19 protein-coding genes are annotated in these 23,189 nt (G+C 47.4%); 2 read left to right on the forward strand and 17 right to left on the reverse strand.

Annotation, left to right across the window (positions count from 1 at the left end; all coding sequences use genetic code 11):
* Positions 1 to 2: 2 nt before the first annotated feature.
* The gene (gene mgtE / locus RJ32_RS02145) at positions 3 to 1,364 is read left to right on the forward strand and encodes a magnesium transporter (RefSeq protein ID WP_051018712.1); all 1,362 of its coding nucleotides are present in this window, start codon (positions 3 to 5) and stop codon (positions 1,362 to 1,364) included.
* A 12-nt stretch (positions 1,365 to 1,376) separates the two neighbouring features.
* Here mgtE and pmbA read toward each other — a convergent pair whose 3' ends face one another.
* Positions 1,377 to 2,723 carry a metalloprotease PmbA gene (pmbA, locus tag RJ32_RS02150; protein WP_082815428.1) on the reverse strand — a complete coding sequence of 449 codons (1,347 nt, stop codon included), beginning with the start codon at positions 2,721 to 2,723 and terminating at the stop codon, positions 1,377 to 1,379.
* A 54-nt stretch (positions 2,724 to 2,777) separates the two neighbouring features.
* On the opposite strand from pmbA, the gene yjgA reads away from it, so the two are divergent.
* Complete coding sequence (gene yjgA, locus RJ32_RS02155) at positions 2,778 to 3,293, forward strand: ribosome biogenesis factor YjgA (protein ID WP_011233650.1); 516 nt, start codon at positions 2,778 to 2,780, stop codon at positions 3,291 to 3,293.
* Positions 3,294 to 3,308: 15 nt separating this feature from the next.
* Here the strand turns inward: yjgA and tldD are convergent, their stop codons facing one another.
* The 16 genes from tldD to RJ32_RS02240 all read right to left on the reverse strand — a co-directional run bounded on the left by tldD (position 3,309) and on the right by RJ32_RS02240 (position 23,133).
* On the reverse strand, positions 3,309 to 4,730 hold the full coding sequence (gene tldD / locus RJ32_RS02160; protein WP_034818666.1) for a metalloprotease TldD: 1,422 nt from the start codon (positions 4,728 to 4,730) through the stop codon (positions 3,309 to 3,311).
* Positions 4,727 to 5,524, reverse strand: coding sequence for a carbon-nitrogen hydrolase family protein (locus RJ32_RS02165; protein ID WP_034818668.1), 798 nt, complete (start codon positions 5,522 to 5,524; stop codon positions 4,727 to 4,729). Before RJ32_RS02165 ends, tldD begins: the two co-directional genes overlap by 4 nt.
* The gene (locus tag RJ32_RS02170; protein ID WP_034818670.1) at positions 5,496 to 9,365 is read right to left on the reverse strand and encodes a YhdP family protein; all 3,870 of its coding nucleotides are present in this window, start codon (positions 9,363 to 9,365) and stop codon (positions 5,496 to 5,498) included. Before RJ32_RS02170 ends, RJ32_RS02165 begins: the two co-directional genes overlap by 29 nt.
* Positions 9,366 to 9,370: 5 nt before the next feature.
* The gene (gene rng / locus RJ32_RS02175) at positions 9,371 to 10,840 is read right to left on the reverse strand and encodes a ribonuclease G (protein ID WP_011233646.1); all 1,470 of its coding nucleotides are present in this window, start codon (positions 10,838 to 10,840) and stop codon (positions 9,371 to 9,373) included.
* Positions 10,830 to 11,426, reverse strand: a complete 597-nt coding sequence (locus RJ32_RS02180) for a nucleoside triphosphate pyrophosphatase (protein ID WP_034818673.1) — start codon at positions 11,424 to 11,426, stop codon at positions 10,830 to 10,832. Before RJ32_RS02180 ends, rng begins: the two co-directional genes overlap by 11 nt.
* On the reverse strand, positions 11,426 to 11,905 hold the full coding sequence (gene mreD, locus RJ32_RS02185; protein ID WP_034818674.1) for a rod shape-determining protein MreD: 480 nt from the start codon (positions 11,903 to 11,905) through the stop codon (positions 11,426 to 11,428). The genes RJ32_RS02180 and mreD overlap by 1 nt, the downstream gene beginning before the upstream one ends.
* A gap of 2 nt (positions 11,906 to 11,907) precedes the next feature.
* On the reverse strand, positions 11,908 to 12,765 hold the full coding sequence (gene mreC, locus RJ32_RS02190) for a rod shape-determining protein MreC (protein WP_034818676.1): 858 nt from the start codon (positions 12,763 to 12,765) through the stop codon (positions 11,908 to 11,910).
* Between the two features lie 3 nt (positions 12,766 to 12,768).
* Positions 12,769 to 13,812 carry a rod shape-determining protein gene (locus RJ32_RS02195; protein WP_034818678.1) on the reverse strand — a complete coding sequence of 348 codons (1,044 nt, stop codon included), beginning with the start codon at positions 13,810 to 13,812 and terminating at the stop codon, positions 12,769 to 12,771.
* Positions 13,813 to 13,871: 59 nt separating this feature from the next.
* Positions 13,872 to 15,731, reverse strand: a complete 1,860-nt coding sequence (locus RJ32_RS02200; protein WP_034818680.1) for a formylglycine-generating enzyme family protein — start codon at positions 15,729 to 15,731, stop codon at positions 13,872 to 13,874.
* A 197-nt stretch (positions 15,732 to 15,928) separates the two neighbouring features.
* A complete protein-coding gene (locus RJ32_RS02205; RefSeq protein ID WP_051018714.1) occupies positions 15,929 to 19,483 on the reverse strand; it encodes a DUF6701 domain-containing protein in 3,555 nt (1,184 codons plus the stop codon).
* Positions 19,484 to 19,697: 214 nt separating this feature from the next.
* The gene (locus tag RJ32_RS02215) at positions 19,698 to 20,159 is read right to left on the reverse strand and encodes a hypothetical protein (protein ID WP_034818684.1); all 462 of its coding nucleotides are present in this window, start codon (positions 20,157 to 20,159) and stop codon (positions 19,698 to 19,700) included.
* A complete protein-coding gene (locus tag RJ32_RS02220; protein ID WP_034818686.1) occupies positions 20,149 to 20,949 on the reverse strand; it encodes a PilW family protein in 801 nt (266 codons plus the stop codon). The genes RJ32_RS02215 and RJ32_RS02220 overlap by 11 nt, the downstream gene beginning before the upstream one ends.
* Entirely contained in the window at positions 20,949 to 21,524 is a 576-nt protein-coding gene (locus RJ32_RS02225) for a prepilin-type N-terminal cleavage/methylation domain-containing protein (protein ID WP_034818688.1), read from the reverse strand. Before RJ32_RS02225 ends, RJ32_RS02220 begins: the two co-directional genes overlap by 1 nt.
* On the reverse strand, positions 21,514 to 21,936 hold the full coding sequence (locus RJ32_RS15435; protein WP_034818690.1) for a prepilin-type N-terminal cleavage/methylation domain-containing protein: 423 nt from the start codon (positions 21,934 to 21,936) through the stop codon (positions 21,514 to 21,516). Before RJ32_RS15435 ends, RJ32_RS02225 begins: the two co-directional genes overlap by 11 nt.
* 51 nt (positions 21,937 to 21,987) lie before the next feature.
* A complete protein-coding gene (locus RJ32_RS02235) occupies positions 21,988 to 22,509 on the reverse strand; it encodes a type II secretion system protein (RefSeq protein ID WP_034818692.1) in 522 nt (173 codons plus the stop codon).
* Between the two features lie 30 nt (positions 22,510 to 22,539).
* Positions 22,540 to 23,133 carry a prepilin-type N-terminal cleavage/methylation domain-containing protein gene (locus RJ32_RS02240; protein WP_227016354.1) on the reverse strand — a complete coding sequence of 198 codons (594 nt, stop codon included), beginning with the start codon at positions 23,131 to 23,133 and terminating at the stop codon, positions 22,540 to 22,542.
* Between the last annotated feature and the right edge of the window lie 56 nt (positions 23,134 to 23,189).

Below are 23,189 nucleotides of genomic sequence, written 5' to 3' on the forward strand. Positions count from 1 at the left end.
GCATGATTGCAGAGCTTTCCGACAAAGAATATGCCATGCAGCGCATTCAGGAGGTTAACTCCGCGCTGTCCGATGGTATGTTCGTTGCTGCCCGCCGTATGCTGCATAATATGCCGGCATGCGATGTGGCATTGCTGTTGGAATCCTCGCCGCCCAAAAGCCGTTCCATTGTCTGGAAACTGGTTGACGTAGAAGAACACGGTGAAATTCTTGAGGAACTGAACGAAGAGGTTCAGAAAGACATTATCCGCCAAATGGCGCCGGAGAATCTTGCGGCGGCCACCGAAGGCATGGACACCGATGACCTTGCCTACGTTCTGCGGGGCTTACCTGAGCCAGTCTATCAGCAAGTTCTGAAGTCCATGGACGAAAGCGACCGGGAACGTGCGGAAACCGCGCTCTCATATGCCGAAGACAGCGCCGGTGGTATCATGAACACCGATACCATCACCTTGCGCTCGGACGTCACTATTGATGTTGTGTTGCGTTATTTACGCCTTAAAGGTGAGCTGCCCGAAGCCACCGATAAACTCTACGTCGTGGATCGCCATGAAAAACTCATTGGCGAAATTACTTTAACCCAGTTGTTAACTATTGATCCCAGCCGTCGCATTGACGAAATTATGTCGGCCGACATTACCACCATCCCCGTGACTATGGATGAAACGGAAGTCGCAAAACTGTTCGAGCGTCATGACTGGGTATCTGCGCCGGTCGTCGACAATGAGCAGCAGCTGGTAGGTCGTATTACCATCGATGACGTGGTCGATATTATCCGCGAAGAAGCCCAACACTCCATGTTGAGTATGGCGGGTCTGGAAGATGACGAAGATACCTTCGCTCCGGTATTAAAAAGTACCCGCCGCCGTACCGTATGGTTGGCGGTAAACCTGGTTACTGCCTTACTGGCCGCCATGGTCAGCTCATTATTTGAAGACATACTGGCACAAATGGCTGTACTGGCTATTTTAAACACCATTGTACCCAGTATGGGCGGCATAGCCGGTAGCCAGACATTAACTCTGGTCATACGAGGTATGGCTCTGGGACACATAGGCACCAGTAACTCCCGATGGCTTATCGGTAAAGAGCTGGCTATTGGTTTCTTAAACGGCATTATCTGGTCGGTACTGATTGCGGCAGTCGTCGCACTGTGGAAGCAAGACTGGCTGGTTGGCGGTATTATTGCCTTTGCCATGATGATGAACCTAGTCGCAGCCGCTTTAGCCGGTGCGACCATTCCGCTGGTTCTTAAGCGCTTTAATATTGACCCCGCGCTGGCTGGCGGGGTCATTCTGACGACTGTCACTGACGTGGTCGGTATCTTTGCCTTCCTTGGCTCAGCAACCTTGTTACTGTCTTAGAGACCTGGCTTTTTAATTGCCGGCAATACTCATTTGCTCTAATAACACTGAGCCGGTATGCAGCGCATGGCGTTCGTCGGTGTCATTACCTATAGCAACAATGTTCGCCAGCATGTCTTTTAAGTTACCGGCAATGGTCACTTCTTCTACCGGATACTGAATTTCACCATTCTCGACCCAGAAGCCGGCCGCTCCACGCGAATAGTCACCATTAACCATGTTCACGCCCTGCCCCATCAATTCGGTTACCAGCAAGCCTGTACCCATTTTTTTGCATAGCTGCGCTAACGAGTTGTCCTGCTGTGTCACCCGCCAGTTGTGGATACCACCTGCGTGACCCGTAGGCTGCATATCCAGTTTACGTGCGGCATAGCTGGTTAACAGGTAGGTTTGCAGCACCCCGTCGGTAATAATTTCCCTATCCTTTGTCGCCAAACCTTCTGCATCGAACGGCGAGCTCGCCAGGCCACCGATAATATGTGGTTTTTCCTGAATGCTCAGCCATTCTGGCAGCACCGGCTTGCCTAAATGGTCGAGCAGAAAACTGGATTTGCGGTACAAATTGCCACCGCTTATAGCACTGACCATATGACCAAACAAACTCCCTGCCACATCAGCCCGGAAAATAACCGGTACTTTAGCTGTTGGTACTTTGCGTGCACCCAGGCGCGACAAGGTTTCTGCGGCGGCCTCTTCGGCAACACTCTCGGCAGATTTTAATTCGTGCATTTTGCGGGCAACAGAATAACTCATGTCGCGCTGCATTTTGTCGCCCTCTTTGGCTATCAGAACGCAACTAAGGTTATGTCGCGACTGTAAGTAACCGCCAATAAAACCGTGACTATTCCCATAAACACGAAAACCCGTGTGGCTGCCGTAATGCGCGCCGTCTGAGTTAACAATGCGCTCATCCAGGTTCAGCGCGTGTTTCTCACAAGCCAGTGCCTGCTTTATGGCATACTCTGCGCTCTGGTCACCCGGATGACACAAGTCTAAATCCGGTACATCGGTCGCCATTAATTCGGCCGGAGCCAAACCATTGTATGGATCCGCAGAGGTAAAACGGGCAATGTCACAAGCCTTATCAACCGCAGCGCTAATAGCCTGTTCTGATAAATCTGTAGTTGATGCCGAACCTTTCTGGTTGCCTCGATACACGCTGATACCCAGCGCGCCATCCTGATTAAACTCGACGGTTTCGACTTCGCCCAGACGAGTCCCCACCGAAATACCGGAGCTGTGACTGATTGAGCATTCAGCAGAACTGACGCCTTTTGCTTCAGCCAATCGCAGTGCTTCTTTAACAGCACTCTCTACCTGCTTCATTTGAACCTGTAAGTCACTCAGTTGTACTATCAAAAAACTCTCCTCACTGCTAAACTGACGGCTTTGTAGCGCTAATGAATCGAACTTATGCCGAAACGCCCAGCCGAAAATCCTGAACAATCTGACGACTTCGTCAGCAAGTCCCAAAAAAAACGCGAAATGGCTGAACGCCAGGAGCTAGGGACTCAACTTGTTAATTTAACTGACAGCCAGTTAGCAAAAATGCCTCTGGATGATGAGCTGCGCGATGCCGTTTTACTTGCCCGTAAAATTCGTAACAAGCACGAAGGCTACCGTCGTCAGCTTCAATTTATAGGCAAGCTCATGCGCTTACGTGATATCGCGCCTATTGAGCAAGCCTTGAATAACTTAAAAAATGCGCATCAGCAGCAAACATCCATTTTTCACGAGATTGAAACAACTCGCGATAAACTGCTGCATGAAGGCGACGATGCTCTACAAGAATTCATTGAAGAGCACCCTCATGCTGACCGCCAAAAATTGCGTCAGCTTATTCGTCTTGCCGAAAAACAGCGAGCCGAACAAAAACCACCGGTTGCTGCCCGTCAGCTGTTTGTTTATTTACGTGAGCTGCTCGGTTAATACCGGGCAACTCGCTTATTCGGTACCACCAACCGTCATTGAATCTAATTTTAGCGTCGGTTGCCCAACACCTACGGGTAGACTCTGCCCGTCTTTGCCGCAAACACCAACACCTTCGTCCAGCGACAGGTCATTACCCACCATAGACACCTGAGCCATAGCTTCTGGTCCGTTACCAATAAGTGTTGCACCCTTTATCGGTGTGGTAATTTTACCGTCTTCAATTAAATAAGCTTCAGATGCTGAGAACACAAACTGTCCGGAAGTAATATCGACCTGACCACCGGCAAATTGCGGTGCGTAAATACCCTTTTTCACGCTGCCAATGATGTCTTCCGGACTACTTTCTCCGGCGAGCATATACGTATTGGTCATTCGCGGCATAGGTAAGTGAGCGAAACTTTCACGGCGACCGTTTCCGGTGGTTGCCTGACCCATTAGACGCGCATTCATTTTGTCCTGCATGTAACCACGCAATACGCCATTTTCTATCAATACGTTATAGCCACTGGGTGTGCCTTCGTCATCAATACTCATTGAGCCACGGCGATCATTCAGAGTTCCGTCATCGACGATAGTACAAAGCGGTGAAGCCACCTGTTGGCCAATTTTGCCGGAATAGGCAGACGAGCCTTTACGGTTAAAGTCGCCCTCCAGCCCATGTCCAACCGCCTCATGCAGCAGCACCCCCGGCCAACCAGAGCCCAGTACCACCGGCATATTGCCTGCAGGTGCAGGTTTCGCTTCCAAGTTCACGAGTCCTTGACGTACGGCTTCTTCCGCAAAACGCTGCCAGCGGGCATTGCCGGACGCTTCATCAAGGAAAAACTCATATCCTACACGCGCTCCACCACCGGCACTGCCGCGCTCGCGGCGACCGTTTTGCTCGGTAATAACAGAACAGTTCAGACGAATTAGAGGTCGCTTATCAGTAGCCAACGTGCCGTCTGTCGCAGCAACTAAAACTTCGTCGTAACTGCCGCTCAAACTAACCACCACCTGGCTTACACGTGAGTCCTCTGCCCGCGCGTGCGCATCAACTTTTTTCAGCAATTCAATTTTTTCGTCTTCAGACAAAGTATCCAGCGGATTCAGCGCTTCATAGCGCGACTTAGCCTGCACCGACTTCAGGGCTTCAACCTTTTTGCTTTGCCCCTGACGCGCTATGCCGCGGGCCGCTTCGCTAGTGCGCTGTAACGCTTTTAATGTAATCTCATCGGCATAAGCAAAGCCAGTTTTCTCGCCCTGTACAGCGCGCACACCCATACCCGTTTCAATATGAAACGCGCCGTCTTTAATAATGCCATCTTCCAGCACCCACGACTCGTTGACACTGTGTTGTAAATAGATATCGGCAAAGTCAATATCACCGCTGTATAGCGTGGATAAGGCCTTGCTTATGTCGTCTTGTGACAATTCGTAGTCAGTTAGTGTCATGTCTTTTGTACAACCTCAAATTGATTTTGTTGCGCCACCGGCATTTGTTTTCGTATGGATTCAATATCCGCTACGTCAACGCTGACAGAAACAACACCTTCATCCAGTTCCTGTTCTGCCAGTATTTCACCCCAGGGGCTGACAATAATTGAATGGCCAAACGTTTCACGACCATTTGCGTGCTCCCCCACCTGACCCGGTGCCACGATAAAAACCTGTTGCTCAATGGCGCGGGCGCGAACCAACGCATGCCAGTGAGCTTTTCCGGTAACCTGAGTAAATGCAGAGGGTAAAACAATGATTTGGGAGCCAGCCTGACGCAATGCTCTGAATAACTCTGGAAAGCGCAGATCATAACATACTGCCATGCCAACCACACCAAAGTCCGTTTCTGTGGTTACCACCTTACTGCCCGGCTGAGTCCACTTTGACTCGCGGTATTCCTTAGTATTATCAGCCACATCAACATCAAACAAATGAATTTTGTCGTAGCGATTGAGAATAGCGCCATCGGGGCCAAAAAGAATAGATGCCGCGGAGAATCGCTCACCGGCATCTACCGGCAGTGTACCGCCGACCAGATAAACCTCGTGCTTTTTCGCTAAGGCAGCCAGCTGTTTCTGCACCTCACCATCCTTGTAAGGTTCAGCCATCGCTAACTGCGCACGGTCACCGGCACCGAAGCAACTAAAGGCTTCAGGCAGCACCACCAGTTGCGGACGTGCGGCAGGAAGTTGTTCCAGCAGTTTAGCAACAATGTCTAAATTATCTTGCGGATCCGGGCGACTGCTCATTTGCAGCGCCGTCAGTTGCACTTGTGTCATCGTCTGCCTCTGAATCGGTTGAGTTCTCTTCCAATTCTGGCAAATCAACCGGGCGGCTGTCACGTTCTATTTCTTCAACCACCGGTTCATCAATAGTACCGGTGACCTGATAACGCAGACGCGAAATCACTTTCGCATCGTGCAGTACTTTGTCGATGAACAACGCAGCCAGGCCGCTGGGCGGGTTTACCATCCAGGCAAGAATAATCGGTAGGCTGGAAGTGACCTTCGGCGCATAGGTCAGGTTATAATTTAGCTCACCAGTTTTCATATTGGTCCAGCCACGAATATCCATATCTCCTGCGGATCCCAGTAATCTTGCATCTTCGGTGGTCGCAACACCGTTTTCGATCTGAACACTGCCAGTTAGGTCAGTAAAAAACATTCCCTGCGAAAAAATATCACGAAAATCTAAAGTCAGCTTTCGGAGAATACTGTCCAGGCTCAATAACGAAAAAATACGCGCGCCGCCGTCACTCACTTCGGCCAGATAGCCTTTTTCTAAATCCCAGACCACTTCCCCGCTCAGCGAACTCCAGTCTGGTTGATACAAGTGGTCACGCCAGTTTAAGTTAAAGTCAATAACGGCAGCACTGTCTCTTACTGCCGTTTCCAGACCATAGTCACGTAATAAATCACCAAGGTCTCCAGCCTCCAAACGTCCCGAAAGCGCACTTAAAGCCTGCTCGTCTGTGTAGCGCCAATAACCTGTTACAGCCAACTCATCACTACCCTTTTTAAGAGCCATTTTTTCTATACTGAAGCCGTCTTCAAGCGGAGCAAGTACTAACTCAACTTCGCCTAACTCATGCTCGTCAATACGACAACTGCGACAGAAAAAGTTAAGTGCGGGTACTTTCTCGAGCCAATTCCAGTCTGTCTTCTCGGTGGCTTCCGGAAGCTCAACATTGCTGCTTAACGCCAAATAATCCGCTCTTACGGTTATCCCTTGCTGTACAAAGCTTTCCGGAATGGTCGCGCTTAGCACCGCATTCTTAGCATCCACCCGGGCCTGCCAGACTGAGTTTTCTGGCCACACCTGGATATCCGCCTGAGCAAATTTCTGCTGTCCCCACTGTAACTGAGGCGTCTCAATACGAATGGAATCGGGCAACCACCCTTCCCCACTACCACTTTCAGTATCAACGTTTGAATCCCCGGCCAACGCATAAAGTACTGAGTACCACTGTCCGATATCTGCATGCGGAAGCTGTGCGTTTATCGCAAAGCCGTTAACCAGTTCATTCGCAGAGTTCACTTCACCAATATCCAGTCTGGCCATTTGCCAGCCTCCACTGCCCGGCTGCCAGCGACTATCCCAGTTAAGACGCTGGTCAATACTTGCTCGTAAACGCAGCTCTTCTCCAGTCCCATTGAGCTGAACCGACAGTTGCCAGTTATCTCCAAAATCTTTTTGCAACGGCGCTGGAAGCGATGTCTCAAGACCGGTCAAATCAAACTGAGACTCCAACGCAACGCCGACATCGTCTGCGTTAAAAGTTAACTGGAGATTAGCTTCACCATTTACCGCTCCGTAGAAAAACGGTTTCCACTGTGGATAAGGCAATTGCTTAAATAAGAGTTCGCTTTGCCAGTCCAGAGTTGTATTCACATTCAGTAAGTAATCCGCCCCGTTTAGCTCTCCCGATACTTTCGTTGGTATAGGCATACCGTACCAGTTAAGGCGCAACCCTTCGGTACTAACCTTGCTGTTGTCGATCTTCAGAATACCTTCAGAAACCGTAAAATCTTGTTGTATGGCGTCAATATTAAAAGACAACCCGGCCAACGGAGCATCAACAGCGACATCGACATCTCGCGAGCTATTTAAGGGGATATCCAACTGAAAAGAACCAGAAACCTCTCCGCTCGGGTCAATTTGAATGAGCGTTTCGGTTACGCTGTCCAGCGGCGACTGCTCAAAAACAGGTAACAACGATTCACCCTTTCCACTAACACTAGCCTGAACCTGCAAGCCCTGCGAAGCATCTGCTAAGTCCTTAATTTGCGCGTCAACCCGGGTTACCTGCACATCTTGTATATGCCCCGCATCGGTCGACATGAATAAGCTTCTGTTATAAAAGTCGAGCTTTACCGGAGCATCGGCTAGCGGAAGCCAATCTGGCTGAAACCGGTAGGTTAAATCATCGAACTCGACCCGCGCATTGAAGACACCTTGATTGGTCGCCGCCGGAAACTGAGTGACAGGGCCTCGCCAAAGTAATTCCATGCCACGAGCCCGACCGGATACTAAGGCTGCGGAAAGATAGTCTTTGACTCCCTGACCCATAATTGATGGCAGCAACTTGCGGGCCGTGTCGACAGAAAAGCCCTGTGCGGTAGAAAGCAATAAGTCAATTTGTGGTGTTGTTTCACTGTCGCCGGACAAACCGCCACTGCCGGTAAGCTGAAAGTCGTCTCGCCGAAGTTGGAGCTGCTCTAAATTTACCCGCCAGTTATCAGCTTGTAACAACCAGGAGCCGGACAAATTAAAAGTATCAATATCCCACGCTTGCTTACCGGAAAGACTGTTTCCCGTAAGGCTAACGTTGTCACCTTCTACTTGCCACAAACCGTGATTCGACAAGCTGCTTATACTGACATCAAGGCCATTAAAACCAGGCCAGCGCTCATTTCCGTCGGCCGACAGGTTGTGGCTTTTTACAGACCATTGCTGGCCGGAGACAGGATGCAGGCGATAGCGCACACTGGCCGTCCCCTTTAACCCCAGGCTCATGACCGATTCCGCCGATATCTTAAAAGGCAGCAGAGGTAGTAACCCGGTAACCTCATCAATTGCGATATTATCTACACTGATATCGTGGATCTCATCCAGTTGCTGCCAGGCTATACGCGGTAATTCAAAATGACCTACCGAGGTATTTACTGTCATTGGCATACTGTTGAGTAGCCAGCCATTTTCTTCCGGCCGCAGCACAATTTCTCCCTCGGGTAACTGCAACCAGTTAAGTTCTTCGGAATTATTGTCTAACCAGGTAATACGGTTGTCTCTTAACTTAACTAATCCTTCAAATAATTGACCATTACGAACATCGAGCCAACCCGTAAAGTTTACGTTTGAAGCTTGTACGTCAATGTCGCCCAGTTGCTCTTCAAGCCAGGGACTGATATCAACGTTCTGTGAATTAACATAGAACTGACCATTAAACTCCGACCAGCGATCACCTCGCAAATCAATAATGAAATCCAGGCTATTAGTCGCAAAGTCTTCCATCCGGAATTGGCCAATCCCCTGGTGCTTTTTGCCTTCATTGGTCCAGGACAGTCGGTCAATATCAATTTCTCGCGTTACGCCCCGCAAGTTTGTCAGTAGCAACTCACCATTATTCAGTGAAAACTTCTCTAATTGCTGCAGGAATAAGCGGTTAACGTAGTCTAAATCTAATTTCTCAGCTTCGTTAGCTGCCGAGAATTTGCGTATATCTACCGCTATGCGGGCGTCATTAAGAATAAACTGCTGCGCAATGAGCTGTTGATCCAGTAAAGTTTTCCAGAAATCGAGTACCACATGAACCTTACCAACACGAACTTGCACAGGCGACTGCTCGCGTTCCAGCAAAACTAAATTATCCAGCACAATGGAAGGGCCTTCCCGGGTCCAGGCCATAGATAAGTCACTAATGCTCACGGGTTGTTGGAAACGAGCTTCCAGCTGCCGTTCAAGTGGTTCGGTCAAATCGGGCAGGTATGGCAGGCTGTAACGCAATAAACTCAGGCCGACAGCAACCAGCACCAGCACAATAGCCAGCGTTAGCCAGAGTTTGTTCAAAATCCACGACAGTGTCCGCATGCGCCTTACATCATTACTACGTCGAATTGCTCCTGATTATACAGAGGTTCGGTTTGTATTTTTATTTGACGCGAAACAAACAGCTCAAGTTCAGCCAGCGCATGAGATTCTTCGTTAAGTAAGGCTTCACTTACCTGTGCAGAGGCATAAACAACGAACTTATCGGCTTCATAAGCTTTATGAACCCGGACAATTTCACGCATAATTTCATAGCAGACGGTTTCAACCGTCTTCATGCTGCCGCGCCCCAGACAAACCGGACACTCCGAGCACAAAACATGCTCCAGGCTTTCTCTGGTGCGTTTCCGGGTCATTTCCACTAACCCAAGCGAGGTAAAACCATTAATGGTTGTTTTTGCACGGTCTTTGCCTAACGCCTGTTCAAGGCTGTGCAATACCCGCCGCTTATGCTCCTCGTCCTGCATATCAATAAAATCGATAATGATAATGCCGCCAAGGTTCCGTAACCGCAATTGACGGGCTATCGACTGCGTGGCTTCGATATTGGTATTAAATATGGTTTCTTCTAAATTGCGGTGACCAACAAACGCACCTGTGTTGATATCGACCGTGGTCATCGCTTCGGTTTGGTCAATAATCAGTGAGCCACCGGATTTCAAGTCAACCCGACGGTCGAGCGCGCGCTGCATTTCATTTTCGACATCAAATAAGTCAAAAATAGGCCGGTCACCGGTGTAATACTCAAGAACTTTGGTTAGTTCGGGAATAAAGTCCTGAGTAAATACTTTGAGCGTGTCAAAGGTGACTTTAGAATCAACCCGAATGCGTTCTATTTCTTCGCCGACAAAGTCACGCAATACACGACAGGAAAGATTCAGATCTTCGTACAGCATGCCCACTTTGCGTTGAGACTTTTTCCGCGCCTTTATTTTCTCCCACAACCGGAACAGAAAGTCAGCATCGCCCCGCAGCGACTGATCTGAGGCACCTTCTGCCGCTGTACGAACAATGAATTTTCCGTCGCTTTTACTGACCTCTTCTGCCAACTGCCGCAAACGTTCCCGCTCCTCGCCTTCTTCAATGCGCTGAGAGACGCCTACATGGTCACTCTTAGGCATAAAGACCAGGTACCGTGACGGTAGGGTGATGTCGGTGGTTAAACGCGCTCCTTTGGTTCCCAAAGGGTCTTTAACCACCTGCACCATAATATGTTGCCCCTGATGCACTAGTTCAGTGATGCTTTGTTGCGGCTTTTCGTCAGGTCGGGGTAAATCATCACCGTCCACCTGAACGACAATGTCCGAGGCATGTAAAAAGGCCGCTTTGTCGAGGCCAATATCAATAAACGCCGCCTGCATTCCCGGCAACACCCGTGATACCTTCCCCATGTAGATGTTACCAACTAAGCCACGCTTTGCCTGACGTTCAATATGGACTTCCTGCAGGATGCCATTTTCAACAAGCACTACACGAGTCTCTGTGGGGGTCACATTCATTAGGACTTCAACGCTCATCGACTTCACCTGTCATTTCAAACATCCGCAATAACTGTTCAGTTTCATATAAAGGTAAGCCAACAACAGCAAAGTAGCTACCTTCAATACGTTTTACAAATTTTCCGCCATAGCCCTGAATACCATAGCCAGCCGCTTTATCATGAGGTTCACCGGTTTCCCAGTAGGCATCTATTTCTTCCTGGCTCAGCGCAGCGAACTCCACCTGAGTTGTAACTAGCGCTGTTTCGCTGGCAACCACGCTGTGACCATTCCAGCGACAAACACTCACTGATGTCAGAACTTGATGTGTCTGACCAGAAAGTTGTTTCATCATTTGACTGAAATGTTCATAACTCTCTGGTTTTTCCATCACCTGCCCCTGAAAGCTTATCAGGGTATCAGAGCCTATCACCAGACAGGGAGTTTGCTGTCGTTGTGCCACAGCCTGAGCTTTTTCTTCAGCCAGACGGACCACATAATCAACGGCATTCTCACTAGCCCCTCTTAGCTCCTCAATTTCGGGAACTTCACAATCGAAGGGCCGGTGCAATAGTGTCAGCAACTCTCGCCGACGGGGAGAAGAAGAAGCTAGCAGCAGGCGCATTAAACCACTCCGAATTGACGACGAACTTTTCGCAGTAAGGGAAACACCCACAACCAGAAAACAGCGGAGGTGAGCACTGGCCAGAAGTAAGAGAAAGTAAACTCAGCGTCGTGTAGAAAAACATTGGCTTCAAACACAACAAAGCGCTTAATAAAAATCAGCACGGCAATAACCAGTGCTTGCTGTATTAGCGCAAAATTACGAATACGCTGAAAATGACGTGCTGCAAAATAAGTGACAACGACCATACCTAAAGCATGAACACCGACAATAGACCCCAGCAATATATCGCTCAGCACGCCGAGCACTAAAGCGGTTCCCATATTTACCCTGTGCGGCAAGGCAATTATCCAGTACAACATAACCAAAGTTGGCCAGTCAGGCCGAAAGGTATCGAATGCAGCCGGCATTGGCATAACCATCAGAGTCAGAGCAATGGTGTAGGTTATCAACAAAGTGATGAAGCCGGGTTTTATCATTATCAATCCTCGTCCTCATCAAAAATGGGCTGCTGCTTGCCGTCGCTTGGCCACAACAATAAAACATTACGCACGCGGTCAAGCGCGCTGACCGGATCCGCTGTCACTTTAGCAAAAGGGAGAGACTCATCTCTGTCAATTTGTCGAATTGTTGCCACCGGATAGCCCTCAGGGAATATGCCGCCTAAGCCCGAAGACATTAGGAGATCCCCTTCTTTTAGCTCGGTGCTATGAGGAATAAACATCAACTCCAGTCGCCCGATATCGCCGGTTCCCTGAGCCAGTACACGAATATCATTGCGCTCAGAGCGCAAGGATATAGCATGACTTTGATCAGACAGCAGCAGCACACGAGCGGTATTACCGCCTACGTCCTGCACTTGTCCAATAATACCATGGCTATCTAGTACGGGTTGGCCTTCGTAGACTCCGCTAAGCGTACCTTTATTAATAACCAACTGCTGTGAAAAGGGCTCTGAAGCAACAGCGATAACCTCGGCAACCATACGCCGGACTGAATCGCGGGCGTCTGAGCCAAGAAGTTCACGTAGCCGTTTATTTTCGTTCTGAAGAAAGCGAAGCTGCTGTTGCTCACCCTGTAATTCCAGAATAGCCCGCTTTAACCGCTTATTCTCATCGCTTAACTGCGACGTAGTTTTTAATGATTCGGAGACACCATCCAGCAGCTGTTCTGGCAAAATAGCCAAATACTGAACCGGAGCCACCAGGGAGTTCAGAAATAACCGAACCGGTTTCATTGCCTGAAGACGGTGGTCAATAAAGATCAGCAGAAACGAACAGGCTAGTGCGAGCACTAGCCTGGAAAATAAGGATGGACCGCGGACAAACAGCGCTTTCATGAATTACTCATAACTGAATAAATCACCACCATGTAAATCAATCATTTCCAGAGCTTTACCGCCGCCTCGTGCAACACAAGTTAACGGATCATCAGCAATAATAACCGGAATGCCCGTTTCTTCCAGGAGCAAACGGTCGATGTCTTTCAATAACGCACCACCACCAGTTAATACCATGCCGCGCTCGGAGATGTCCGACGCCAGCTCTGGTGGAGATTGCTCCAGCGCAACCATAACAGCACTGACAATACCCATTAAAGGTTCCTGCAAAGCTTCCAGAATTTCATTACTGTTAAGAGTAAATGAACGCGGAACACCCTCCGCAAGGTTACGACCACGCACTTCAATTTCTTTCAGTTCTTCACCCGGGAAGGCAGACCCAATTTCGTGCTTAATGCGCTCTGCAGTTGCATCACCAATAAGTGCGCCAAAGTTACGGCGAACATAGTTAATAATGGCTTCGTCAAATTTATCGCCACCAATACGAACCGATGACGAATAAACCACACCGTTCAATGAAATAATGGCAACTTCGGTTGTACCCCCACCAATATCGACAACCATAGAACCCGTAGCTTCAGACACCGGTAAACCCGCACCGATAGCTGCGGCCATTGGTTCATCAATTAAGTAAACCTCGCGTGCGCCAGCGCCCAACGCGGATTCGCGAATCGCACGACGTTCTACTTGTGTTGAACCGCATGGAACACAAACCAAGACACGAGGACTAGGCCGGAAATAATTGCTGTCGTGCACTTGTTTAATGAAAAACTGGAGCATTTTCTCGCACACATAGAAGTCTGCGATAACGCCGTCTTTCATAGGACGAATGGCGCGAATGTTTCCAGGTGTACGACCCAGCATTTGTTTTGCTGCTGCACCAACGGCGGCGATAGATTTTGGCCCACCTGAGCGTTCCTGACGAATGGCAACAACAGACGGCTCGTTCAGAACGATGCCCTCATCTTTGACGTAGATAAGCGTATTCGCTGTTCCCAGGTCAATAGAAAGGTCGTTTGAAAAAAGGCCGCGAATTTTTTTAAACATGAAGCGGTATATCCCTACTTATAAGCTAACAGAGTGACAGCAAAGAGCACAGTAAGTACTCACTGTGCTCTTACAACACGGAATCCAATGTAGTTGGAGTTAAAATCTGACGGAAGTTCCATTTTTGTCGAAACTCTTGCCAAACTTGGTGTAAAGTTCCAGGCTCCGCCCTTAACTACAACACCCTCATCGGTTTCAGCCCACTCCCAGACGTTACCGACAGTATCGTATAATCCCCAAGGGTTACGATGAAAACTAGCTACCGGAGCTGGACGTGTATTTGACCAATCTGTTCCACAGTTACGGCAGTTTGCTTTGCCATAACCAACATCATTTCCCCACCAGAAATCGGTTTCCGACCCGGCGCGTGCAGCGTATTCCCATTCCGCTTCAGTGGGAATGCTGTATTTAAAACCACTTTTTTGAGTTAACCATTCAGCATAAGCCTGTGCGTCGTTATAACTGACGCAAACCACCGGAGAGCTTTCAGACTGTTTGAATCCAGGATTTTTCCAGCTCAGCTTTTCATTAAACTGAGGGCGACCATTACTTAGGCTTGCGCAAGTACCGTTTTTTTCTGCCTCTGTGACATAAGCGGTATCTTCTACAAAGTTGCCAAACTGCTCAACCGTAATTTCAGTATCAGAAATACCCAATGCAGTTGGAATTTCACGTGTTTCGGCCGGACGTTCATTCGGTAAACCATTGCCGACCAGGTCACCCATTTTAAATTTACCCGCAGGAACGACAACCAATTCAGGGCCACGAACATCGCGATACAGAATATCCTGAATTTTTTCGCCGCGAGTAAAAGAGTAATCCGACTTCTCTAATTCAGCCCGAATAGCGGTAGCGTCTTTTAGTAAGATTTTCTCCGCATAGGCAGAGTAACCATACTTAAGAATTTCAATCTGATGTTCACCACCCGGGAGCATAACCTCCAGCGGGGTAGAACCATAGCTAACACCATCGATAACAACTTCATCGTCATACACGTTAGAGCGTATGGTTAACGGGTGCATGACGGAGCTATCAACCGTTTCCTCATCACCCGCTTGCAGCTCCCCCGGCCGTTGCTCCGACGCACAATAGCGCATGTCAACGTTCAATAACGTACAAGCCTGGCTTTGAGGTAACTGTCCACGCAGTTCAACCGCCAATTTAACCCCATAGTTACCCGCGCCACTAAAACCGTTACTAATTGTTTTAGAGCCCAGAATTTGTACATTCGGGCTGGCTTTTTCAATGTTTTCACGAGCGAGTGAGGCCTCACTTAAACCATCCAGAATAGTATCAAGATACTGCTTCGATGCTTTTTGCTTAGCCATTAGTTTGCCGCGATTTTCACACTGTCCCAGTGTCTCCTGGCGGTCACAGCTAATTGACTGACTCACTTCAAGTTCGCCAGTACGGTTAAATTCATTTTCTAAGCGATCGACACGAGCTAAATTACGTTGCTCTTTCAGTGTCTCAATTTCATTAATAAGGCTATGTTTGCTCACACGCGCTTCTTCTACTTCACGCGCTTTCTCACTCACCAGACTTACTTGCTGCTTAATGTCTGCTTTATTCTGCTGGTGAGCCATAACAGCTTGCTTGTACGCCTCTTGAGCGCCAGCAATGTCAATTGTTGGGTCTTCCACCAAACGTTGGTAGCGGTCATTCATTTCCGCCAGTGCTGATTCGCGTTTCGTTTCCAGTTCGCTATTGCGCTCACGCAAGTTTTGTAACTTTTCCCGCAGCTCCCGTTCTTCTTGCTGAAGCGTGTTTACGGTGCCAGAAAAGTTTTCAAAATCGCTCTCTAGAGTCGAAATTTGGTTAGCAATTTCTTCGACAGTCATCTCCTGCTGAGCAAGAGCCGTCGAGGCGAATGTCAATGTAGAGGCCATTACCAGGGCCAGTCGAGCCAATCGCATCATGTTTCCATTCCAAGCTTGAAAAAATAACAAAGCGGCGTAAAAGCCAAAGCTGTAGTCGCACTATCGTTATTGTAATAATTATGAACGTTCGTCAACGTCCGCATTTTTCGTTTAAACTCTGCTTTATGCTATTTGCTTGTTAACAAAAGAGCAAGAGGCATTGTCATCGAATTGTCGATTAATCGTTATAATTCGTTCTACCAACCCATTTCCTGCCAGTAAATTTGACGGTCTCTTCCTCTATAAATACCAAATGTGCCTTCGGCTGTGGGATTATCTGTATACTCTTCTTCATCTTCGTCGTCGTCCCACTCATACTGTAAATAAGGAGGAACTCCGAGTTCGAAAGTAAACTCAGTGCGCGAACCATAAGCCGAAAAACGCAATAATTCGGACAGAGGCAGAGTAGGATCTGGCAATATGCCTTCAACCAGACTGACTTCTGTAGGTGAGTCCGCAAGCTCCGGCGTCACTGCTGAAATGACATTCACGTTTGCCGCCGCAACATTAAAGCAATTAGCATCGGTATTGGTGACGAACCCGCCGCCGTTCCAGTATTCAACGCGCCCGGTTAAAGGCAAGTCATCGACTTCAGCGCCGAAAATATTATCAAGAAGAAAACGGCCGTAAAGTAATCTAGCCTTATCGAGCGTTTTAAATACAGCAGGAACATTGAATTGATTTTGATTGAGCTCAGACACAGTTAAATCGGAAGTTTCTATTTTCGAGTAAAATTCACCACCCTCCTGGTCGTCAATTTGTATACCCAAAGTGTAGTTTTTATAAGGACCTTCCTCTATTCCGGGGGTCCCTCGTTTGTATTTCACGTAAGGCCATGCGCCGTCAGGGCTCGACAACGAACCAACACCTCTCTCCCAGTCTATATCTACTCGTTCACCTTCGTTATCTTTTGGCTCCAATTCATATGCGTCCATTCTCAGGTAGTTAAGCTCTATGAGATCGTCTTCCTCTTTATTAAACGGATAAAACTTAACTTTACCTTTAGCGAGATCGGCATTGTAGTTTTCAGTGATATTGCCGCTTTTATTAACAGCTATTATCCTTAAATCATTATTTAATCGTTGCTCTTGATTCAGATAGAAAAACTTGTTTTCGGACATTGAACATTCGCTGAATAAACCTAAACCATCATATAATTTAAGTTCAGAGACACCATCGACCACGTCGTTTCGCATTAATTTGAACTCGTAAGGAATGAAACGACCTATCTCACTCTCAGTTTCCAACGTAATGGGAGACAAATGATACCCAGGTAAGTAATCCTCACTTTCAATATACGCAACCACTGAAGGGGAGCCTACCTCAGGGTAGCTGATTTCGCTATTGGCAAAAACACTGCCCTCAACTATCGAAAAATTGTTCACATTGTTTAGTTCTGGGCTTCTAACCGCTTCTCTATCGAGAGTCTGAGCCATAAGTTTCAACCTTTCAGGCACCGTTTCCTTACCAAAGTTTGGCGTAACTTCATCGTCATTATTTAATGCACGTAATTCAACTTTAAAAGTTTCCCCAGCTTTCTCGAAAACACCACCAAGGTAACTCTTAGAGTCGTCATTAACTATCCGAATCGGTTTTATACCAATTTTGGCGGGCCGCCAGACAAAAGCTTCCGACGTTCCCTTTAACGTTTTACCATTTGGTAAAGTGGCCTGGGCTGTTAAATTGATAGCCCCAGCATCCTTATAATTGACTTCCAGAGGCGCCTGTCCCTCATTAAAACTCACGGCGATGCTACTGGTGCTATTTTCTGTCACCTCTGTTTCATTAACCAACGCCCCCATCAAACATTGGTCAGGGTCAACACAATTCATACTCATAGATACCGAGCTCAAAGGCTTCGTGACAGCTTGGCAAGCCAGTGTCTGCTTGTTCATTTCCACTGCTTGTAGTCGCAGGCCCAGTTCTTGGGCTGACTTCTGTGCCGGAATATCAGTGTCCTCAAAGTTATCACCACGGGTGAAAATGAATCCGGTATCACTAAACTCAATATTGCAGCTCTCCGACAAGTTGCCATTAATGATACAGCGTGTCGGGTTTTGCGATTGCGGTGTTGTACTCGCATTTTCAACGCTCAGAGAGTAAATTCCAGCGTTAACCTGCTCCAGAAAAGTACTTCCCGAAACAGAAAATTCTACAGGGTTAGGAGTCCATTTCCCTGCCGCTGAATTCAACTTTACCGCAGAGTTATTGGTGTAGAACTCTGTGCAATCTTCGTTAGCACAGGCCGTTATGTCAATATTCGTCCCCGAACAAGTCAAAGCCGGGCTATTATATGAAAGCTGATAGTGATGCACTAATGAAATAGGAGGAACGTTATCACATGGTCCATAGTTATTATTCAGATTACATGTCAAACCGAGAACAGTACCTTCTCCCAAGTCACCCTCATCATCACCATTTTTAGCATTGACATAACCTTCAACAATGGAACGAACCTTCAACTCAACATCCCCACGTGAGTTAATACTCCCATTAATATGCCCTTGTTCGCCCAACGTCACATCATCATCGGCATCGACTGAGCCTTTAACCCCAGATAAAAAACCTAAGTCAACCTCTCCGCCGGATTTGATATCTCCTTCAACCTTTCCTTGTTGCGCCAGAGATACATCACCATCAGCATCCACTGAGCTACCGGCTGTCGCCGGAAAGCCTAAGTCAACATCACCACCCGATTTAATATTCCCCTTAATATATCCCTGCTGTCCCAGCTGTACATCATCATCGGCATTTACGAAGCCCTCAACTCGCGCTCTGTCCCCTAAATCAACCTCTCCGGAACTATTTATGTTGCCTTTAAATACGGCTCCGGAACCCGCACTGAAGTCGGCGGAGCTAGTTATATTCCCTCCAAATACGGTACCAGAGCCCGCATCGAAGTCGGCGGAGCTACTTATATTTCCTATTACTTTTGCTCCGTTACCGATATCGATATCACCGTCGGAAGACAGTGTCGTTATTCCGCCTTGAATATTGGACCCTTTACCAACGTCAACTTCGTCTAATGCGACAATATACCCAGCCACTTCAGAGCGATCTCCCAGTTTAACGGAGTCGTCTGATTTAATATTTCCGCCGAACTCGACATCATCATCACTTTCTATTTTTTTCAGAGATGTTACGTCGCCAGTAATTTTGACCTGATTTTCTATTGAGATTTGGCCATTAGCTCGTACTGAGCCGTTCACCGTGGCCTGGCTTTCTATTAAGAACTGACCATCAGTCCACACTGAACCATTTACCGTAGCCTGACTTTCAATTTTAACGTCTGAAGAGGCGTTTATATCACCATTGACCTGCGCTTGACTCCCGAGCTCGACCTCATCTGCTGATATACCTCCAAGATCTTTCGTTCTGTCGCCTATAGAAACTTCATCGGCTTTCTGGATAGTTACCGCCACAGACGCACCGTCACCAACCGTGAAGTCGCCATCTATACTCAATTGAAGATCTCGCGCGTTGCCACCTTCGTTAACCTTGACTCGGTCACCGAAGGAAACGTCTCCTTTTACATTTATAATAATTGGGGAAGGTGCATTATTTCCTAGTTCAATCACATCATCATTACCGAGTATCAACCCTGAGTTGCATTGATAGGTTTCACTATCCTTCTGGTAATCACAGCCTGGAATTTTGTCATCCTCTGAATCACTCGCCGGGGGGAACTCATATCTTTCTGAAAATGAAAAAGAACTGAATAGTATGAGTATTAAGGCAATTACTGCTCTCATTGAAGTGTCCTCACCTTTATCCCAATCTTCGCTGTAATAGAGTTAAAGATCTTAACTCTGGAGATGTTATTCATATTTTTGTCACTCAGCTTCTCTTTAGATAAGAAAGCGCAATTACCGGACTTAGTGCAGCCGGGTAGATTATAATTAACTGCCATAGCTTGAAACGACGCAAGGGCAACTACAATGAACTGAAACTGCTTCAATATGCTCATCAGTTCTCCACCCTTACGCGTGTTTCAATTGCGAGTTTTCGCGAGGTTTCTTCTCCACCGCCAGTGCAAGAGCCAAGCGACTCTAGCCTAAGATGAACCTCTGCTTCTTTCGACGCTAGCTTATATTCGTATGGCTCTCGGCAAGTCACCGTTGCCTTACAGTTAGTATCTAAATCCAGAACACTGCCACTTTCACTACCAAGAGCAGAACTCCTGCAGATTTCTACAGGATTTTGACTCGGAGAATATAGTTTAACCATTCCACGTTCTAAACCTGACTGCGCAGCCATAAAGCTGCGCACGCCTGAAACTTCAACCACAACACTTTCCGAAGTCGTTTTTACTAAGCTCGACAGGCCAGCAACCAGCGCGCCCAATACTACGATCACAAAAATCGCGACCACTAAGGTGCTGCCTTGCTGTTTCTTTACAAAGTGATACTTCGAGCTGTTAAGGCGCATTGGGAATATGGACCTTTTGGTTAAAGAACAGTGGCTCCGCATGAGACGATTGGTACTCTAAAAATATATGCACAATGTTGTTTCGCATTAACTCCGCGTTGATAACTCTAAACGGTACTGCGCCACTCAAAGAATTCATCAAGTGTTCGCTAATCACAACCCCGTCATCCCCATCGGGAGGGGTTTCCCAGCCGTAATTGCTGTAGCGTATTAACTGCGCTCCTTCCACACAAAAACTTACGGGGGGACTCCCCACGTACATTCTCCTAAAGGGGGACTCTTCAGCAAAGTAACTGTCAGATTCAAGTTCCAAATAGGTTAGGGCTCCTTCACTTTGTGTATCGTTATCAACTTTCGCCCAACGCATTGGCAAGGAGCTGTCATTTTGGTAAATATACATAGTCCGAGTGGCATAAATAAACAAACGGTCATGCAACGTCTCGTCATCAAGAACTTCATCCCATCCGGTCGATAGCGATACAAAGTCCAGCGATGCCGAAGAAGACGAAGAAAAAGGCGCATCGTAATAGGTACCGGCAGCTTTGACGGGTACAAACTCCAGACACTGATTACCATTCATAACTCGCGCACTATTAGGAACAGAATTTCTGAGTTCCCGAGTTATACGCTCGATCGCAAAACGGCTTTGCTCTAATAGTTGAAGACGGGAGGCTCCTGTTGCATACATTTCGGCGCCAATACCGACGAAGCGAAAGGTGAAAGTTGAAATAACAGCCAGTAAGACAATGACAATAATAAGCTCAATTAAGGTAAAACCTTTTACTTTCATTACCAATTGCCCCGCTGCGCCGAAAACTTAATACGCTCATCCTGCGGGGTGACAATAACAAGATCGATTTGCTTTATTTCATCATTAATAACACTGTAAACTCGAACCTCAGCACTAAAGCCTCGATAAAAATCCGGTTCAATATCATTGCCAAAAATATGAGTTAGTCCCGATGTGGTTATTCCCAGGCAATTAAAGTCGTCGACATCGTCAAATTCACTGCGCTCTTCGCGATCGCCATTAGCCTTTTGGTTTGCATCTGGAAAATAATGCTCCGATTCGTGGCAATACGAGTTTGTTGCATCGGGTTCCGGTGGATTAGTGCAATCGGGCTTCTCTGGATCATCAGAGTTACAACGCAAAGTAGACGTGTTATTTCCATCAAACTTTCGCGACATAATGTCGTTCATCAAGCTTTGACCTAACTCAGCAGCACGCACCTGTTGCCAGGGGTCTTCCGTCTGGCGGAATAATGAACCCATTCCCACAGTGACGACCAGAGTAACAATGGCTATAACAACTAAACCAATAACAATTTCTATAAGAGTAAAGCCTTTAGAGATATTAGCGCGCATCAATAAAGCCCTCTTTATTAATGCCTATTATTCGTTCGGCACCCGAACTTTCTTTAAGCGTAATAACGCAACCACCTTCACAGTCTTGAGTCGGTCGGCCTAAGCCATCGAAACCTATTGTAAAATCCGCAGGTGAAAACTCTATGCCGCTATTACTTATTTGCAGGTTGTTCTCGTTATTATAAGGAGGCATACCCAGTGTTGTTTGGGTTACCTGCAACTCAATCGGTTTATCGGTATTTTGCATCGCTTGTTGCTGAATGCTGCGCAAAATACTCATTGCCTGTTGTCGTAAAACCTGGCTTTGCGTACCGGAGCTATCAAAAAAAACGGGAGCTGCGGATACAGCGAGGATACCGATGATCACCAGTATGATGATAAGTTCAATGAGTGTGAAGCCTCTGGACTTCATATGCGGCCTTGGTTTGAAAGCCCGCAGAGAGAACTACGGGCTTCGTCAGTTTTAACAACCTGAATCTGTAACCGTTACAGAGGCTGATGAAATTACAGGAGGCTCTTCTCCATCTGAAGATGCAGCTGTATAAGTTAAATAGCACTCTGAAGCCTCAACATCACCCTCACTATATGTATCTCCACCTATTGATGAAGATTGAGCGACTACGACTGTATCTGTACCAACTTCATAAACCCAATCGTTTGTTAAAGCTGAATCAGCAAAATCACCATCAACAGCATTAATAATTCCGGATTCTGAAGCCGCAGGGTATCCGTAGACTAAGCCCACAGTGCTACCTTTAACTGAAATAGTCTCACCTGAGGCGGCCGATTCTTTTCCTTCGACCGCAGCCTTAGAATAAGTCAGCTGCATAGCGCCCTTAATAGAACCTTCCATACCTTTCAGAGAACTGGTACGAGCATCACTAGAAAAATTAATAAACTGAGGCGCAGCCGTTACTGCTAAAATCCCCAAAACTACAATAACGATGATCAGTTCGATCAGGGTAAAACCTTTTTGATTGCGCATAATTAAAACTCTCAATTGTTGTAAAAAAACTTACTGGTTGTTGCTGTGAATACTCACGCCGCCGTTGCGTGGATTATAAACGAAAGCATTGCCCACTGTCAGATAATCATCACCCGACGGAGCTTCTGTTTCATTTTTTATGGTGTTCGCTAAATAGTAAACACACATATCGTTACCTGCTGCGCTATCTTGTGTCACGTAAGTAAAATAGCGTGTTTCGTTCAGGTTATTAAAATTGGTTGTGACCGTTGGTGCGCCCTGCAAAATAGATTGCATAACACTGACGCAGTCTGTTGCCGCTAAGTTTTCGTCGTGCGCATTTGCATTGTCACCACTCACCGGATACCCCGTGCTACCGTCTACGTAAAGCTGAATTTGGTCCATAGACACCTCAGCCCCGGCTCCCGTGCCACTGGCCCCTTTCGGACGACCGCTCAGTTCCCATTCGCCGCGAACAATGCCAACCGCACTGGCAAAACCACCGGCAACACCTTCTAGGGCGGCGTCTTCAGCATCCGATGATACATCGGTGAAGCGAGGAATGGCAGCGGCTGCCAACAGGCCGAGAATGACTACGACAATAATCAGCTCGATGATGGTAAAACCCTGCTGTTTTTTACTCATTTTAGCTCTCATACTAAAACTCCAATAGAATCCATTTTATTACATTCCTTTAACAC

Origin of the sequence: Idiomarina sp. 28-8 (assembly GCF_000320945.2) — a bacterium.
Classification (GTDB): domain Bacteria; phylum Pseudomonadota; class Gammaproteobacteria; order Enterobacterales; family Alteromonadaceae; genus Idiomarina; species Idiomarina loihiensis.